This window comes from Cytobacillus sp. QJM3NY_8 (assembly GCF_056173585.1).
The window spans coordinates 949390-965017 of sequence record NZ_CM149681.1 but is presented as its reverse complement, the minus strand read 5'-3'; the positions used below and the strand labels follow the sequence as shown (position 1 = coordinate 965017).

15 protein-coding genes are annotated in these 15628 nt (G+C 43.4%); 10 read left to right on the top strand and 5 right to left on the bottom strand.

Translation table 11 applies throughout. The features are described 5' to 3' along the window. Positions 1 to 90: 90 nt before the first annotated feature. From AC0VZ9_RS05170 to AC0VZ9_RS05150, 5 genes are all read left to right on the top strand, one after another. A complete protein-coding gene (locus AC0VZ9_RS05170) occupies positions 91 to 1860 on the top strand; it encodes a sensor histidine kinase (protein ID WP_009335031.1) in 1770 nt (589 codons plus the stop codon). After that, a complete protein-coding gene (locus AC0VZ9_RS05165) occupies positions 1829 to 2560 on the top strand; it encodes a LytR/AlgR family response regulator transcription factor (protein WP_009335032.1) in 732 nt (243 codons plus the stop codon). The genes AC0VZ9_RS05170 and AC0VZ9_RS05165 overlap by 32 nt, the downstream gene beginning before the upstream one ends. 344 nt (positions 2561 to 2904) lie before the next feature. Continuing rightward, positions 2905 to 3156: a hypothetical protein gene (locus tag AC0VZ9_RS05160; RefSeq protein WP_475397093.1), complete on the top strand. Its 252-nt coding sequence runs from the start codon at positions 2905 to 2907 to the stop codon at positions 3154 to 3156. A gap of 516 nt (positions 3157 to 3672) precedes the next feature. Further along, on the top strand, positions 3673 to 5124 hold the full coding sequence (locus tag AC0VZ9_RS05155) for a carbon starvation CstA family protein (RefSeq protein WP_217025791.1): 1452 nt from the start codon (positions 3673 to 3675) through the stop codon (positions 5122 to 5124). 202 nt (positions 5125 to 5326) lie between these two features. After that, the gene (locus tag AC0VZ9_RS05150) at positions 5327 to 6247 is read left to right on the top strand and encodes a ketopantoate reductase family protein (protein WP_475397092.1); all 921 of its coding nucleotides are present in this window, start codon (positions 5327 to 5329) and stop codon (positions 6245 to 6247) included. A gap of 42 nt (positions 6248 to 6289) precedes the next feature. On the opposite strand, the gene AC0VZ9_RS05145 is transcribed toward AC0VZ9_RS05150, so the two are convergent. Then, positions 6290 to 8116 carry a M6 family metalloprotease domain-containing protein gene (locus tag AC0VZ9_RS05145; RefSeq protein ID WP_475397091.1) on the bottom strand — a complete coding sequence of 609 codons (1827 nt, stop codon included), beginning with the start codon at positions 8114 to 8116 and terminating at the stop codon, positions 6290 to 6292. Between the two features lie 217 nt (positions 8117 to 8333). On the opposite strand from AC0VZ9_RS05145, the gene AC0VZ9_RS05140 reads away from it, so the two are divergent. From AC0VZ9_RS05140 to AC0VZ9_RS05130, 3 genes are read left to right on the top strand one after another with little or no spacing between them, the layout of a single operon-like run. Continuing rightward, complete coding sequence (locus AC0VZ9_RS05140; RefSeq protein ID WP_009335036.1) at positions 8334 to 8522, top strand: hypothetical protein; 189 nt, start codon at positions 8334 to 8336, stop codon at positions 8520 to 8522. Then, positions 8522 to 8716: a YwbE family protein gene (locus AC0VZ9_RS05135; protein ID WP_009335037.1), complete on the top strand. Its 195-nt coding sequence runs from the start codon at positions 8522 to 8524 to the stop codon at positions 8714 to 8716. Before AC0VZ9_RS05140 ends, AC0VZ9_RS05135 begins: the two co-directional genes overlap by 1 nt. A 48-nt stretch (positions 8717 to 8764) precedes the next feature. After that, positions 8765 to 10018: an ATP-binding protein gene (locus AC0VZ9_RS05130; RefSeq protein WP_009335038.1), complete on the top strand. Its 1254-nt coding sequence runs from the start codon at positions 8765 to 8767 to the stop codon at positions 10016 to 10018. A 60-nt stretch (positions 10019 to 10078) separates the two neighbouring features. Here AC0VZ9_RS05130 and AC0VZ9_RS05125 read toward each other — a convergent pair whose 3' ends face one another. Both AC0VZ9_RS05125 and AC0VZ9_RS05120 read right to left on the bottom strand, forming a co-directional pair. Beyond that, positions 10079 to 10687: an exonuclease domain-containing protein gene (locus AC0VZ9_RS05125; RefSeq protein WP_475397090.1), complete on the bottom strand. Its 609-nt coding sequence runs from the start codon at positions 10685 to 10687 to the stop codon at positions 10079 to 10081. A gap of 70 nt (positions 10688 to 10757) precedes the next feature. Further along, on the bottom strand, positions 10758 to 10982 hold the full coding sequence (locus AC0VZ9_RS05120; protein WP_009335040.1) for a hypothetical protein: 225 nt from the start codon (positions 10980 to 10982) through the stop codon (positions 10758 to 10760). A 114-nt stretch (positions 10983 to 11096) separates the two neighbouring features. On the opposite strand from AC0VZ9_RS05120, the gene AC0VZ9_RS05115 reads away from it, so the two are divergent. Next, positions 11097 to 11840 (top strand): DUF3784 domain-containing protein, encoded by a 744-nt coding sequence (locus AC0VZ9_RS05115; protein WP_475397089.1) that lies wholly within the window; start codon positions 11097 to 11099, stop codon positions 11838 to 11840. Between the two features lie 84 nt (positions 11841 to 11924). After that, the gene (locus AC0VZ9_RS05110; RefSeq protein ID WP_475397088.1) at positions 11925 to 12881 is read left to right on the top strand and encodes a calcium/sodium antiporter; all 957 of its coding nucleotides are present in this window, start codon (positions 11925 to 11927) and stop codon (positions 12879 to 12881) included. Positions 12882 to 13009: 128 nt separating this feature from the next. Here the strand turns inward: AC0VZ9_RS05110 and AC0VZ9_RS05105 are convergent, their stop codons facing one another. Continuing rightward, positions 13010 to 14125 (bottom strand): IS4 family transposase, encoded by a 1116-nt coding sequence (locus AC0VZ9_RS05105; protein WP_115596674.1) that lies wholly within the window; start codon positions 14123 to 14125, stop codon positions 13010 to 13012. A 203-nt stretch (positions 14126 to 14328) separates the two neighbouring features. Then, on the bottom strand, positions 14329 to 15552 hold the full coding sequence (locus AC0VZ9_RS05100) for an MFS transporter (protein ID WP_009335043.1): 1224 nt from the start codon (positions 15550 to 15552) through the stop codon (positions 14329 to 14331). Positions 15553 to 15628: the final 76 nt, after the last annotated feature.

Genomic DNA, 15628 nt, shown 5'->3' with positions numbered 1-15628 from the left:
TTTTTTTGAAAAATTCAAACGGGTTATTTTTCATTTACTCTTTAATCCATTAGAATAATGTTAACTAACTTGGTTAAAGGGGTTCTGAGGATGCTGGAACTGCTGATTACGATGCTGGAGCGGCTTGGAATCATTGTCACCATTGCGCTGATTCTGACAAGGTTCCGCTTTTTCAGAGAGATGATTTATGGCGAAAGATTAAAACGGCAGCAGGAGTATAAAGCCATTCTTTTTTTCGGCTTCTTTGGCATCATTGGAACCTATTCAGGGCTGGCCTTCAATACGGACACACTGCAGTTTAACCGCTGGGCATCCGAACTTGCTACAGATGAAGCCATTGCCAATTCCAGGGTGATCGGGGTTGTGCTCGCCGGATTGCTTGGCGGTCCTAAAGTAGGAGTTGGGGCAGGAATTATAGCAGGATTCCACCGATTTACGCTTGGCGGCTTTACCGGGATTGCCTGCGGTTTGGCGTCGATAGTGGCGGGGCTACTTGCCGGATTTTTCCGCCGGAAAAATGAACATGTGAAGCTATCGTCGGCATTCTTCATCGGTGCTACGGCTGAAGCCGTACAGATGCTGATTATTCTCGGTATGTCACGGCCTATAGAAAAAGCGGTTGCGCTAGTCGAAATGATTGGAATTCCCATGATTATAGCAAATGGTCTTGGCAGTGCCCTATTTTTACTGATCATAAAAAATGTCATAAACGAAGAAGAAAAAGCAGGAGCTTTTCATGCACAGAAAACACTTCGGATTGCTGACCAGACGCTTGCACACCTTCGTGAAGGGATTAATCATAAGTCCGCACTGGCAGTCTGCCTGATTTTACATAAGGAACTTCAGATGAAAGCAGTTGCAATCACCAATCACACCGAAATCCTTGCCCATGTCGGCCTTGGAAATGACCACCACCGCTCCGGAAGCCCGATCCAGACACAGATAACACGGGATGTCATTCAGAACGGGGAAATTGTGGTTGCCAATGACCAGACCATTCACTGCCGGCAGGAAAACTGTCCTCTTGGCGCAGCCATTGTCGCTCCTTTAAAGCTGCGCGGCGAAACCATCGGAACGCTGAAGTTTTACTTCACTTCGGAAAAAGAAATGACTAATCTCGTGATGGAGCTAATTTCCGGGCTAAGTGTACTGCTCAGCAATCAGCTCGAGATCGCTGAGGCTGATAAAGCCTACCAGCTGGCAAAGGAAGCTGAAATTAAAGCACTGCAGGCGCAAATATCACCGCATTTTTTATTTAATTCATTAAATACGATTATTTCCCTTGTGCGGATCGAGCCTGCCCAGGCAAGGAAATTGCTCGTTTCCTTATCTCATTTTCTGCGGCAAAATCTGACGGCCACAACAGTCAGCTGTACGACCCTTGAACAGGAGCTCAGACATGTAAAGGCCTATCTGTCAATTGAAGAAACCCGGTTTGTGGATCGGCTCGAAGTTATATACGACATTGATGAAGATGCCCTTTTGGAAAGAATCCCGCCGCTCACTCTGCAGCCGATTGTGGAAAATGCCGTAAAGCATGGGATTAAGAACAAGGAACAGGACTGTATCATTATGATCAAAATTCAGAAACAGGATGGAATGACGTTAGTAAAAGTGAAGGATAATGGACAGGGAATGAGCCGGGAAAGAGCCGAACAGCTCGGCAAAGAAACCCTGCAGTCAGAATCGGGCTCCGGACTTGCATTGTACAATGTAAACCGCCGGCTGACCATGATGTTTGGTGAGGAAGCTTCGCTGCAAATTGCCAGCACTCCAGGCTTCGGCACTGACATACAATTCGCCATTCCGCAAACGGAGGAAAAAACTGATGGAAAAAACGATCCGAATTTTAATCGCTGATGACGAACGATACAGCAGAGATGAATTAAAGCATTTACTCGAGGAGTTTCCTGCTATCCAGGTTGTCGGCGAGGCTGAATCTGGCGAAGCGGCCGTGATGAAAGCCATCCAGCTTCAGCCGGACGTCGTTTTCCTTGATGTGGAGATGCCCAGGATGAACGGGATGGAAGCTGCCAAATCATTGCAGGAGCTAAAAAAAGTGCCGCTCATTATCTTTGCAACCGCCTACCCGCAGTTTGCTGCTGAAGCCTTCCGCTATGAAGCAACCGATTATTTACTGAAGCCCTACGACGAGGAGCAGCTCGAACAGACCATCAGGCGAGTGGAAAAATTGATTGGTGCCAAAAAAGAAAATGACACCAGCAAGCCCGCCGGCAAACTGGCTGTTGAAGAAGATGGAGAAATACTTTACTTGGAGCCAAAAGAAATCCTCTATATCTACCGGGATGAAAAAGTATCCAGAATTATAACCAGAACCGGTGAGCATGAAACTAAAACCCCCCTGAAAGATTTGGAGAGCCGGCTGCTTCCCTTTAGCTTTTTCCGGATTCATAAAAGCTATCTGGTGAATCTGGATTATGTCACACGACTCACCCCCTGGTTCAACGGGGCATACCAGCTTGAGATGGAAGGCCGGGAAGAACTTCTGTCTGTGAGCCGGAACTATGTGAAGGCACTGCGGGTGCGATTGGAATTGTGAAAATGCATCGGTGACGGTGCCTTTTTGTTTTTTGTGGGGGGAAGTTTTTGAGGGGGATTGCAGTGATTCAGAGATTGATTGCTTTTCTGAGGGGGGTCTGAAATCGGGTTTGGGCTCTTTTATTGGGAATTTCGCCAAAATCGATGGGGATTGCGCTCTCCTGCTTCGGTTTCGCGCTGTTCTTGTGTCTGTTTGCGCTTATCTGGGAGGTTTTTGCGCTTTGAGAACGGGTTTGCGCTCTTTTTACTGGGAATTGTGCCAAAATCAATGGGGATTGCGCTTCCCTGCTTCGGTTTCGCGCTGTTATTTTGCCTGTTTGCGCTTATCTGGGAGGTTTTTGCGCTTTGAGAACGGGTTTGCGCTCTTTTTACTGTGAATTGCGCCAAAATCAATGGGGATTGAGCTTCCCTGCTTCGGTTTCTCGCTGTTATTTTGCCTGTTTGCGCTTATCTGGGAGGTTTTTGCGCTTTAAGAACGGGTTTGCGCTCTTTTTACTGGGAATTGCGCCAGATTCGATGGGGATTGCGCTCTTCTGCTTCGGTTTCGCGCTGTTATTTTGCCTGTTTGCGCTTATCTGGGATGTTTTTGCGCTTTGAGAACGGGTTTGCGCTCTTTTTACTGGGAATTGCGCCAAAATCAATGGGGATTGCGCTCTCCTGCTTCGGTTTCGCGCTGTTATTTTGCCTGTTTGCGCTTATCTGGGATGTTTTTGCGCTTTAAAATCGGGTTTGAACTCTTTATACTATGAATTGCGCCAAAATCGATGGGGATTGCGCTCTTCTGCTTCGGTTTCGCGCTGTTATTGTGTCTGTTTGCGCTTATCTGGGATCTTTTTGCGCTTTGAGAACGGGTTTGCGCTCTTTTTACTGGGAATTGCGCCAAAATCGATGGGGATTGCACTCTCCAAATCGCTTTGGCACTATATATTTAGTTTAACTGGACTGCTAACCACTAAATATAACGAATTTTCTATACATTCCCACCCTTCGATGCATGTTAATCCCCCATCACTGCATTTTAATCTTTGTTTTTTACATGTTGGACACAAATTGTTCAAATTTCCTTCTCTTCTTATATAATTAATGTAAACGCATTCATAAAGGGGGATAATGATGATTACTTTTTTAGTCTGTATTGCACTTTTAATTATTGGTTATTTTACGTACGGCAAGTTTGTTGAAAAAGTATTCGGTGTGAAGGAGGCACGGACGACTCCTGCCTACACGCATGCTGACGGTGTGGACTATATCGCAATGAGCACACCAAAGAACTCGTTGATTCAGCTATTGAATATTGCAGGTACTGGTCCGATTTTCGGCCCGATTATGGGAGCGCTTTACGGACCTGTAGCCTTTATCTGGATCGTGGTCGGCTGTATTTTTGCCGGTGCCGTTCATGATTATTTAACTGGAATGATTTCGATCCGCAACCGCGGCGCGCATTTGCCTGAGCTTGCGAGCAAGTTCCTCGGGAAAGTCATGAAGCATGTTGTGAACGCTTTCGCCGTTCTTCTTCTGTTATTGGTTGGTACGGTGTTTGTTACAACTCCGGCTGATCTGCTTTATGTGGTAATGGATCAAAAAATCTCACTAACTCTAATCATTGCTGCAATTTTCATCTATTATATTTTGGCGACTTTGCTGCCTGTTGATAAAATCATCGGCCGCCTGTACCCATACTTTGGCGCATTGCTTTTAATCAGCGCATTTGGCGTAGGTATTGGTTTAGTGGCAACTGGTGCCGATATTCCGGAAATTTCTCTGCAGAATTTCCATCCGGCTAACGCACCTATTTTCCCATTGCTGTTTTTCACTATCACTTGCGGTGCTCTTTCCGGTTTCCATGCAACACAGACGCCGATTATTTCCCGTACAACTCAGAATGAAAATCAGGGACGCAAGATTTTCTATGGCATGATGATTGCAGAAGGTGTTATCGCCATGATCTGGGCTGCTGCCGCAATGAGCTTATTCGATGGTTATAACGGATTAAGTGATTTCCTTGCTAACGGAGGTCCTGGTGCCGTTGTAAGCGAAGCTTCTACCTTAATGCTTGGGGCAATCGGCGGAACACTTGCGATTCTTGGTGTCGTGGTCCTTCCGATCACTTCCGGAGATACAGCTTTCCGAAGTGCACGAATGATTATTGCTGACTATATTAACTTCTCCCAGAAGAAAATTTCCAGCCGTTTGTGGATCGCTATCCCATTGTTTGCTCTTTCTTTGGCACTTACGCAAATCGACTTTAACATCTTATGGAGATACTTCAGCTGGGCTAACCAATCAACTGCGGTTATCGCGCTGTTTGTCGGTGCCATGTACTTGTATATCGCGAAGAAAAATTACTGGATTTCCCTTATACCTGGAATCTTCATGCTGTTAATGGTCCTAACGTATATCTTTAATGCGCAAATCGGGTTCGGTTTATCAATGAATGCTTCCTGGATTGGCGGAGCCATCGGTACCGTCATTCTAGTGGCACTATTCTTCTCCGCTGCTAAAAAGGCTCGGGCGAATAACCTGCCGCTGGAAGAAGATATTTCCGGCTGGAAGAAATCCGCTTAATGGGCTGCTGCAGTCCAAAATACCGTGAAACGGTAAATGAGGAAGAGAAGAAAGTAAACGAAAAAGGGACAGATTCTCTTCCTCTCCTTGCTAAATTGATTTTTGGTGCAATATTTGTAATCGGATTATTCTACTATTTAACTTAGCAAAAGTGCACGTTCATGCGTGCACTTTTCCATTTAACCTAAGGAGGCACAAAAAAATGAGAATATTAGTTATCGGAGCCGGCGCCATTGGCGGCTATTTTGGCGGAAGACTTTTGGAAAAAGGCGAGGATGTTACTTTTTTGGTAAGGGAGAAACGAAAGCAGCAGCTTGAGAAATACGGGCTTCTAGCGGAAAGTGTGCATGGGGATATGACTTTTCATGAGCCGAAAACGATCCAGGCCGGAGAAAAGGCAGATGCATTCGATGTCATCCTGCTCTCTACAAAAGCCTATCATCTTGAGGGAGCTATAGAGGATATCCGTCCCTTCACAGGCGATAGTACCTTGATTCTTCCTCTCTTAAATGGAATCGCACATATGGATCAACTAACAGCCGCTTTTGGGGCAGCGAACGTTCTTGGCGGCCTTTGCTTTATTGAAACCACTCTTGGTGAAAATGGGAAAGTGATTCAGACAAGCCCGGTCCATGACTTTGTTTTTGGGGAACGATCCGGTGAAAAAACAGAGCGGATCCTGAAGCTTCAAGAGGCATTTTCAGGTACAAAAGCAAACTTCCGCCTATCCGAAAATATCGAACAGGAGATGTGGCATAAGTACCTCTTTATCTCCACACTTTCTGGTGTCACTTCCCTGTTCCGTTCACCCATCGGGCCGATTCGAGATCAGGCATTCGGATTAAATACCGTTAAAATAGTTTTGAAGGAAGCATCTGCTATTATGAGGGGCTTGGATGCTCCGCTGGCTGATGGGATTGAAGATGCACAGGTTCAAAAAATAAACGAAATGGGCTATGAAATGAAATCCTCCCTGCAGCGCGATATGGAAAAGCAGCAGGCTATCGAAGCCGATCATTTCTTTGGATATTTGCTGAAAAAAGCTGCGCTGCTGGATTTGGATGCTCCTGTTATCGGTGCGATTTATGCTAACTTAAAAGTTTATGAAAAAAATAGTCTTTAAACCAAAATCCGAGCAGGCCAACCCGCTCGGATTTTTAGTTTATTATTTTTTGCTGCTGTTTGTATTATAGTAGAATTTCGCCGTGATGGATCCATCGGCATTTTCTTTAATGTCAGTTACATGGATTCCGGAATCAGCCGGCGTTGAGCTATAGCCCTTCCAGAAGTAGTAAGAACCAGTGTGAACATTTCCGGATACAGGTGTGATTTTCCCTCCGGTTTTGAAGAAATCTCCTGCATCACCGCGGTTTAGATTTTTCTCCAAGTCATACTTGCCATCAGCCTGAAGAACAGATAAACCGTAGTGAGTTACAACTGTACCATCACTTGCTGTTTCAGATTGGTTGTACTGGAAGCGTTTGTTCATCCAGTTTTCCACGTTGTTTGGACGGAAGCCGGCAGTCTGGTACAGGTTGATGATGTTCTCATCTACGTGCCATGCCATTAACCCTTTAGAATCTGCCCCCTGGCGAATTAAGCCTTTGTTAAAGCCATCCTGCTGAACGTTTTCAAATAGGAAGTATTCAGTGCCATTAGAGCCCGGCACTTCCATTTTGACGATGCCGTTATCAGCAGTTGCTTTATTGATCGCCGGAAGCGTGATTTCTTTCACGCCATCTTCAGGCTTTACTTCAATTGGATTTACCCACCCCAAGAATATCTTAGAGAACGGATCAAAGTGCGTTGGAGAGTTTCCTGCATAAGCTGCAGCATCCGGATAGCGCATCCAGGAGCCGCCTGCCATCATTGAGTAGTTTCCTACACCTTCAGAGCTGTAAACCGTATCATAGAAATCAGGCAATCCTAGCGCATGTCCAAATTCATGAGCGTAAACCCCGGTTTGTGCAGGGAATGGACCCGTTTTTGCTTCTTCTTTGTAGGTATTAGTAGCTGCATCGAAACCGGCAACGTTTCCGCCGATGCCTGGCTGAATGTTGTAGTTATTGACTACTACTCCGTCATAGGTCATATCTTCTGCAACTGTTTTATTAATCCATTCATTTTGAGACATGCCAGCATGTACATCTGCAGGTTTGCCAGTTTCATAGTATTTCCCATAATATAAAGCACTTAGCAGGCTCCACTTATGTGACCAGAACTGTGCCGGGTCACGGCTGAATTCAGCTCCTGTACCTTCATGAATGACGAAGATATTAGGCACTTCCCCATTCTCAGCATACTTCGAGAAGTCAACCTGCTCGTCTGCCGCTTTCAGCAAGTCACGGATGAATTCGCCTGTATGGGCATCCCCATTCACATTGCCATTAACGTATGTACCATTTTCAGCATATTTACCTTCCTGATCCAAGTAGTATGAAGCACCTTTAGGCATCTCTACCCATACAAATTCGGTGTTTTCCTTGCGGACCAGGTTGGTTTTTCCATAGCTGGATTCTTTATAAGCATTTTGCATCGTGCGGTCCTTTGGAACATTCTCACCATCATATTTCTGGAATTGAGGAAGCTCATAAGGATTATACTCTGTTCCAAAAATTAAATCCTCATAATACTCAGCTGGAACTTGTCCAGGCATATCACCGACCGGCTCATCACCATCCGAATACTTTGCCAGAAGAACAAGAACCGGTATATCTCCTGTTGCTGCTTTATACGCCACATGATGGGCACCAGGCTGCTGGAACTTGGCTCCTGCCTTTGCTGCTTTCTCAGCCGGATCGACCTTTGATAGATCGATTCCCAATTCCTTTGCTTTTGCAGCAAGCTCCGGCGACGCACCTACATGATGGGCAAGACTGATTTGATATTTACTTTCCTGCTTTGCCTGAGTATCTGCCGGTCCCGCTCCTGCAAAAACGGCACTTCCTGCTAAAGCAAGGGATAAAGCTGAAGTGGATAGAACTTTTAACATTTGACTCACTCCCTATAATCTGTTTCTGTAATCTAAATAGTACAAAATATTCAGTATTTTCAAAATAGGAACAAAGGATGGTTTATAAGATTTCTCGTGGTCTAAAAGACTTATTTTTCTGAAAAGTTACAGGTAAAAAGATTATTCCTCTGTGAAATTTCCTTTAACTGTTTAATGATTTATAATAGAGGGATATGTAGATAAAGGAGACTCTAACATGACTCATATAGAAGACAATAATCGAAAAAAAATCAGCTTAAAAGAAGCAATGAAACAGCAGCTTATGAATAAAAAACAAGAGCAGGCAGGCGGAAAGTTCAATAATACTCCGGTTAAATCGGCGAAAGCATTGAAAAGCCAGCAGACAAAGAAGACCAATAACCAGCGGAAACGGACGGGTGTATAATGGAAGGGCAGAATCGCGCTGCAATCGCGCCTGGGTTAAAAGTAAAAATTGTTCTTAAAAAGGATCAGCGGACAGGTGTGCTGACAGAAGGAATAGTGAAAGACATTCTAACAAAGTCACCTTCTCACCCGCACGGTATAAAAGTGAGACTCGAAGATGGACAGGTTGGCCGGGTAAAACAAATTTTACGTTAATAGGGACAGTTCCCTTACACTAGATTTGGTTATACTGGGAGGAGACTATTGGTTACACTGATCAAGCCTTTACTGGTAAACATTACAATACTTTTTTCATTTACGTTTAACGGGAATTTGTTTTTTCCATATCAGACAAAGACCCCTCTTACCCTTAAACAAAAATTGATTTACGGACTTCTCGGCTCATTCGGAGCACTTTTATGCATGTTTTATCCTATTGAAACGCTGGGGGAAACCCATTTTGATTTGCGCATGGTCGCCATCATGATCGTGACGCTGTATACAGGATGGCTTCCCGGCTCTATTGTGATGCTGAGTACCGTCATTACCCGCTATTTAATAGGCGGACAGTTCATTTATATTGGAATTTTGGTTTCCATTCTGGCATTTGTGATTACCCTTTCCCTAAGACGAGTGTTTCTTAATTCCAGCCATCGTGTAGTGACTGGTTCTTTTATTCTGTTCTTTTATTTTTACTTATATATATCCATCATTGCCACAGCCGTCATTTTTCTTGATACATTCTTTTACCTGACTTACTTCGTTGCGTTTTACCTGACATTTATTGCACTTATTTTTGTCATCGAAAATCTTTTCAAAACGAATAAACAGATCAGTGAAATGATGTATATGGATAAGCTGACAATGGTCGGCCAGCTGGCAGCTTCCATCGCACATGAAATCAGAAATCCTTTATCCACTGTGAGGGGCTTCATTCAATATTTGAGCCAGGATACGTCGGATGAGAGCTTAAAAAAGTTCTCCCCGCTCATTATTGAGGAATTGGATCGTACAAACAGCATCATTACAAACTATTTAAAAGTCTCAAAGCCCGAGCAGTTCCATCTGGCTAATGTCCCCCTGCATGACGTGATTCAGGATTGCGTACTGCTCATGAGACCCCTTGCTTCTTATGCCAATGTGGTGATTGAATACGCGGATAAAGGGCCTTTTTATGTGCAGGGAGATGAACACCACCTAAAACAGGCCATCATGAATGTGATCAAGAATGGTATAGAATCAGTCCCGGAAAAGGGAAGGATTCAAATTTTCACCTCTGCTGATTATTTTCACAACACGGTTGAAATAACCATTTCAGACAACGGCCGGGGCATGACATCCGAGCAATTAGAGAATATCGGACTGCCTTTTTATACAACAAAGACGAAGGGAACAGGACTTGGCAGCATGGTTACGAACAAAATCATCCGTGAAATGCAAGGAACGATAGAATATGACAGCGATATTGGCAAGGGAACGACAGTGAAAATCATACTGCCCCTGCTGAAGAGTGAATAAGAAAAGAAAAATTGCCAAAAAAAAAGAGTGCCTGAGTGCACTCTTTTGCTGTATTGCCTTTTAACCAAGCCGGCCCTGCATCGCAGGCTGGTATTTTCTCATCGGACCTTTTGCCAGAACATCACGCATATAGAAATCCCCGGCAGGATTTGTTTTTTTCAGCAGTTCTAAGAGGTATGTAATATCATCCATAGCCCTATGCGTCTGGCTTTCTGCAATCTGATGGGACTGAAGGAGCGTCAGCAGCTTGCTGTCTGTAAAACCATATTCCTTCCATGGGACACTTCTCATTGTGCAATACCATTTTAATTCGTTGATGTCTTCAGGATACATCCGGTATAAAAAGCTGCGGTCAAAGGATGCATTATGAGCGAAAACGGAATCGGCATGAAAGAAATATTTTTTTATTTTGATATCATCAAAGCATTTACCGCTGACAGCTTCATAAGGAATTCCGTGAACTCTAAAAGCGCGGCTGTAATTGTTTTTGGCCGATTTGCTTATGGGCTCCCGCAGGAATGCAGCTTTATCCTTAATATCAAGGATCTCCCCTGTATCCGCACGGTAGGAAAACAGCTTTAATGCCAGTTCGATGATTTCATCGGAATTTGGTCCAAGTCCCGTCGTCTCCACATCCAGCAGCAGCCCCATCTTTTCCTTGTTTCTCATGGCCAGCCTCCTCTATTCATTTTAAATTAAGCATATAATAGAGGAGTGCTGAATGCCAGCGGAACCGCTCTTAGATCTTTTTATCGTTCTTTAATCGGTCCACATAGTCGGCATGATAATTCTGATGCATATATTCCCGGTTTTTCATGGAATAGAAATATCCTGTGGAAAGAGACAGAAATGCGAACAGAAACCCTACCCCAAAGCCGAAGGTATGATAGCCCATAACAATGCTGACAACGGTAGTGAGCAAAAGTACCAGCAATATATAAAATAAAATATTTTTGCTTTTCAAGGATGTTCCTCCCCTTATTTCAATACATTTTTTAAAAGATACTGTCTTATTATTATACCAAATACGAAACAAAACGGCGGTTTTCTCCGTAAGAATAGTAAGGAGGTTTTTCCCATGATCGGACTTGTCATTACACAAATTGCCGTGATCGCGCTCTTCCTGATTCTCGGGTGGGCTGTAAGATTCAAAAAGGCTTACTGGCTCATTTCCGGATTCGCATCGCGGCCCGAAGAAGAGAAAGAATCATTAATAGAAAACAGGTATCCGCAAAAAATCGGAAGCCTGCTTATAGGCACCGCTATCGGAATGCTGGTGCTCCTGCCTCTCTCGTTTACCGAATTCAGATTCGCAGCCGAAGCGCAATTCGGCTTCATGCTGGTCATATTGCTTGGCGGACTCGTCTACTTATCCAGATATGAAGTGCCGGCCAAAAGAAAACGCAGTTATATAATTGCCAGCATTCTCTTCATTGTAACGTTTGGCCCTATCGTTTATCTGACCGTCTACAGTCATAAAGGCTATGAAATGGCATTAGAGGAGGATTCAATTGAAATCTCCGGGATGTACGGAGATAAGTGGGATTATCGGGATATTCAGTCCGTACAATTATTGGAGGAGATGCCTGAAGTAACCTGGAAACAAAATGGTATCGGCCTCCCTACTCTTGCACAGGGACATTTCAAAGTGACTGGCTATGGCAGCAGCCTATTATTCATCCAAAAAGAGCATACGCCCATTCTATACATTGAGGTCAAAGATGAGCAGATATTTGTTAACAGCAAAGATTCCTCAGAAACTCAGATCTGGTATGAGGAGCTCAAAAAAGAAGCGGAAAAACAAACGAAGCCGCCGGCATAACATTCCGGTGGCTTTTAGTTGAAGATTTACTAAATACAATCCATAATTGGATAATCATAGTAATTATAGGAGGTGCTTCGAAAAGTGTCATATTTACTTCTGATCATAGGATTTGCCCTTTTAATAGCAGGGGCAAACTTCTTTGTGGATGGCGCTTCAAAAATTGCCGGGTTTCTCAAGATTTCTCCGCTGCTGGTCGGGCTGACAATCGTTGCGTTTGGAACAAGTTCGCCTGAAGCCACAGTCAGCATTCTGGCAGCGCTCGATGGCAATGCCGATGTGGCTATCGGGAATGTCGTCGGCAGTAATATTTTTAACATCACACTGGTTGTCGGCATTACCGCCATGATTTTTCCCCTGAAAGTGGAGAGCACCACCATCCGCAAGGAGATTCCATTCACTTTGCTTGCCACTGCCGCACTTATGATTTTCATTAGTGATACATATCTGGACTCAATCGGCAGCAATGTGGTTTCACGCAGTGATGGCCTTGTTTTGCTGCTGATTTTTGCTGTATTCATGTACTATTTATTTGAAGTGGCCCGGGAAAGCCGAAGCAGTACCCATGCTGATCCTATAAAAACAAGCGCTGGACAATGGTCGAAGCAAAGCCTTTTGACGATTGCCGGATTGGCTGCCATTATTTTTGGCGGTGATTTGGTAGTCAGAAGCAGTACAGAGATTGCTTACTCTTTGGGAATGAGTGAAACATTGGTTGGCTTAACGATTGTTGCCATCGGAACCTCTCTGCCGGAACTGGTGACCTCTGTCGCCGCAGCCATAAAAAAAGAAAGTGAAATCGCTCTTGGAAATATTGTTGGGAGCAATATCTTTAACATCCTGTTTGTCCTCGGGACTTCAGCCGCCATATCACCGCTCCCTGTGGACCCTAAGATATTCGTCGATATTACGATTTTAATTTTAATCACATTTGTGCTCCTCATCTTCTCAAGAAGCCATTATGCTGTAGGAAAATATGAGGGCGGCTTTCTCGCAGCCTCTTACATTATGTATTTGATTTCACTAGTGTTGTATAAATAATGTCATAATTTTCAGTTTAATCATCTTTCTTGATTAGAGCCAAAAAGGTAAATACCCTATTAAAGGTGGCTCCATCCATTTGGATTTTATTTACAATTAGACCTGTGCGACAACGACAATTTGTTTATTTAAGGGATGGCTTTTCCTTCAATCTTTCGAAGCCAGATATTCGCTGGTTTCCACAATGCAGCCCTTAAATAACGGCTAATTTGTAAGGTTTTTCGCTTACTTTTTGTTTCGATTTGTACGAGAACATGTAGGCAAAAAACAATCAGTGCGATAAACACTTGATTTTGAACTGCCCATTCGCTTTGACCGTAGAATTTTTTGATGCTGAGATGTTGTTTAATCCACTTAAAAAATAGCTCAATTGCCCAGCGAGATTTGTACATCTCCGAAATTTCTTCGGCACTCAAATCAAAACGATTCGTAATAAGCTGGAGTTCATTTCCTTTTGAATCCATCACTTTTAGAAGGCGAAAGTAATTTTCAGCACGGTTTTGAGTCGTACCAATCAATACCATTTGGTCTGACAAAACAGCCGCTTTCTCTGGTAGGTTAAAATCGAAAACTTCCCGTATGACTGCATTTTTACGTAGTCTGGAAAGAAAAAAGTAGCCATCATCAGTCATGCGATCAAAGCGCTCGTAGTCTAGATAGCCACGATCAAACACATACATGCATTCCTTGTCATCCACCATGATTTCAAGCTGACCACGGTCATGTTCTTTTGCAGTTGTCATAACGGCTTTTTCAGGATAGGAAGTACCTTTTTCCATAAACACAAGACGGAGATGCAACTTTACTCCCGCCTTTGTTTTGCGAAATTTTGCCCATTTATGATTGGTTAAATTGAGTGGCAGCGTGCTTGAATCAATAATTTTTAACGGCATCACAAGTTTCGTATAGTACGTTTTGGTATGAATTTGTGATACTAAATCAAGGAAAAGCCTTTGGAATATATCTGGATTCATCCCATTCAATCGGCGTGACAGCTGAGAAATACTGATAGAATCAAGGTCGATTCCTTTTTGAAGCTGGTCATCGAATAGACTATCGCTTAGTGCATGCAGACTTTCGATTTCTTGTAGTTGCGCAAAAAGTAGTAATTTAAGGAATGACTCAGTCGTTAGTTTTTTCGTATAGTAATCTAATTTCATCGTTTTCACCTGTTCTTCAAATAATTGAAGGTTTATTGGTGAAAACCATTGTCCAAATGAATTTTTTCGTGTAATCTTGTCCATGCGTATGTCCTTTTATAGTGGATTTGGACGGGTTACCACCTGACTTATCCATTATAAAGGACTTTTTCTTTGCACAAAATAATAAAATTGAACATTTTAAGTATTTCCAATAGTCAAATTAAATTAACGCAACACTAGTGATTTGATTTATATCATTATGAGGAATTAATGCCCGCGCCGGTCCAATTGGGCCGGCGTTTCTTTTAAGAGGAGGTTGTTTCTGAAAAATACTGCTGCTTCCCCGGCTTCAGCAGCTGCCGGCAGACATAAAGAGAAAGGATTAAATTCAGGACTGCTAAAATGACAATCGTATAACGGAGCGGAAACAGATCTCCGAGAACACCGATTCCAAAGAGCAGGATAATCTGAGCAAAGCTTTGGATGACACCGATCACACTTGTCATTCTGCCCATAATTTCCACAGGCACATTATTCTGATAAAAGGTTTGGTATCCCGCACTTGAGAAAGCATTAAAAATGCCCAGTACAGTGAATCCCATGACCACCAGCATAAAGGAGTCTGCCAATGCATAAATCAGATAACCCGCTGCGGTCAAAAGCATGCCATAGCCCATGAGCTGTTTGATGCTAAGCATTCTTGAAACGATGGTGATAAAGAGAGCTCCCAGCGCAAAACCAATCCCGCTGATGCTGACAAGGAAACTATAATCCGCTTCTGTCAGCCCCACAACATCCTGGATAAACACAACTTCTTGGGAATCCATTGCGAGCGAGAACAAACCGAATGCCAGAAAACACCCGTAAACAGAAATGATAAAAACCTCTCTCCCGGCAAACATGATAACCTGCTTCCAATCATCCCGGAGCGTTTCATAGGCTGATGTTTGTACAGAAGGGGACTTTAAATCTTTATCCATATCTGGAAGCACCCAGATGATGACAGCTGAAAAGACAAAGGAAGCCGCATTTAAATAGATGGCAGTTTCGATGGTTCCAATCAGAAATAATCCGCCTGCGATGGCTGGCCCCACGATAAAAGCGCCTGAGGTAACAAGACTGTTGATGGAGTTGAACCTTTTTCTGCTTTCAATTGGAACCAGCTTGGCTATATACGTTGCGGAAGCCGGCATAAATAGAGCCTTCGCCATACTGATTAGAAAGAGGACTGCATAAATGAAGCCAATGCTTCCGAGAAATGGTATCAGAGCTACACCCATGGCTCTGGCCAAGTCCGTCCAAATCATAATGCTCTTTTTATTTTTCCGATCTATCAAGCCTCCGCTCCATGAATTGGTTAAAACGGAAGTGACTGGACCTATGATCCATAATCCTGCTACAGCAGCTGCTGATCCGGTCATGTCATAGACAATCAAATTAATAGCAATCAGGTAAATAAAATCTCCCAGTCTGGATATTCCAATCCCTGTCAGCAGAAAGGACGCCATTTTCCAATTAAATATTTTCATAGATCACCTTTATGTATTTATAATATTCCTAATTATCACTATATCATAAAAAAAGCCCTGGAGAAGAATCTCCAGA

Coding starts and splice junctions, on each gene's coding strand:
- AC0VZ9_RS05170 (WP_009335031.1), top strand. CDS start 91: ATGCTGGAACTGCTGATTACGATGCTGGAGCGGCTTGGAATCATTGTC.
- AC0VZ9_RS05165 (WP_009335032.1), top strand. CDS start 1,829: ATGGAAAAAACGATCCGAATTTTAATCGCTGATGACGAACGATACAGC.
- AC0VZ9_RS05155 (WP_217025791.1), top strand. CDS start 3,673: ATGATTACTTTTTTAGTCTGTATTGCACTTTTAATTATTGGTTATTTT.
- AC0VZ9_RS05150 (WP_475397092.1), top strand. CDS start 5,327: ATGAGAATATTAGTTATCGGAGCCGGCGCCATTGGCGGCTATTTTGGC.
- AC0VZ9_RS05145 (WP_475397091.1), bottom strand. CDS start 8,116: ATGTTAAAAGTTCTATCCACTTCAGCTTTATCCCTTGCTTTAGCAGGA.
- AC0VZ9_RS05140 (WP_009335036.1), top strand. CDS start 8,334: ATGACTCATATAGAAGACAATAATCGAAAAAAAATCAGCTTAAAAGAA.
- AC0VZ9_RS05135 (WP_009335037.1), top strand. CDS start 8,522: ATGGAAGGGCAGAATCGCGCTGCAATCGCGCCTGGGTTAAAAGTAAAA.
- AC0VZ9_RS05125 (WP_475397090.1), bottom strand. CDS start 10,687: ATGAGAAACAAGGAAAAGATGGGGCTGCTGCTGGATGTGGAGACGACG.
- AC0VZ9_RS05115 (WP_475397089.1), top strand. CDS start 11,097: ATGATCGGACTTGTCATTACACAAATTGCCGTGATCGCGCTCTTCCTG.
- AC0VZ9_RS05105 (WP_115596674.1), bottom strand. CDS start 14,125: ATGGACAAGATTACACGAAAAAATTCATTTGGACAATGGTTTTCACCA.
- AC0VZ9_RS05100 (WP_009335043.1), bottom strand. CDS start 15,552: ATGAAAATATTTAATTGGAAAATGGCGTCCTTTCTGCTGACAGGGATT.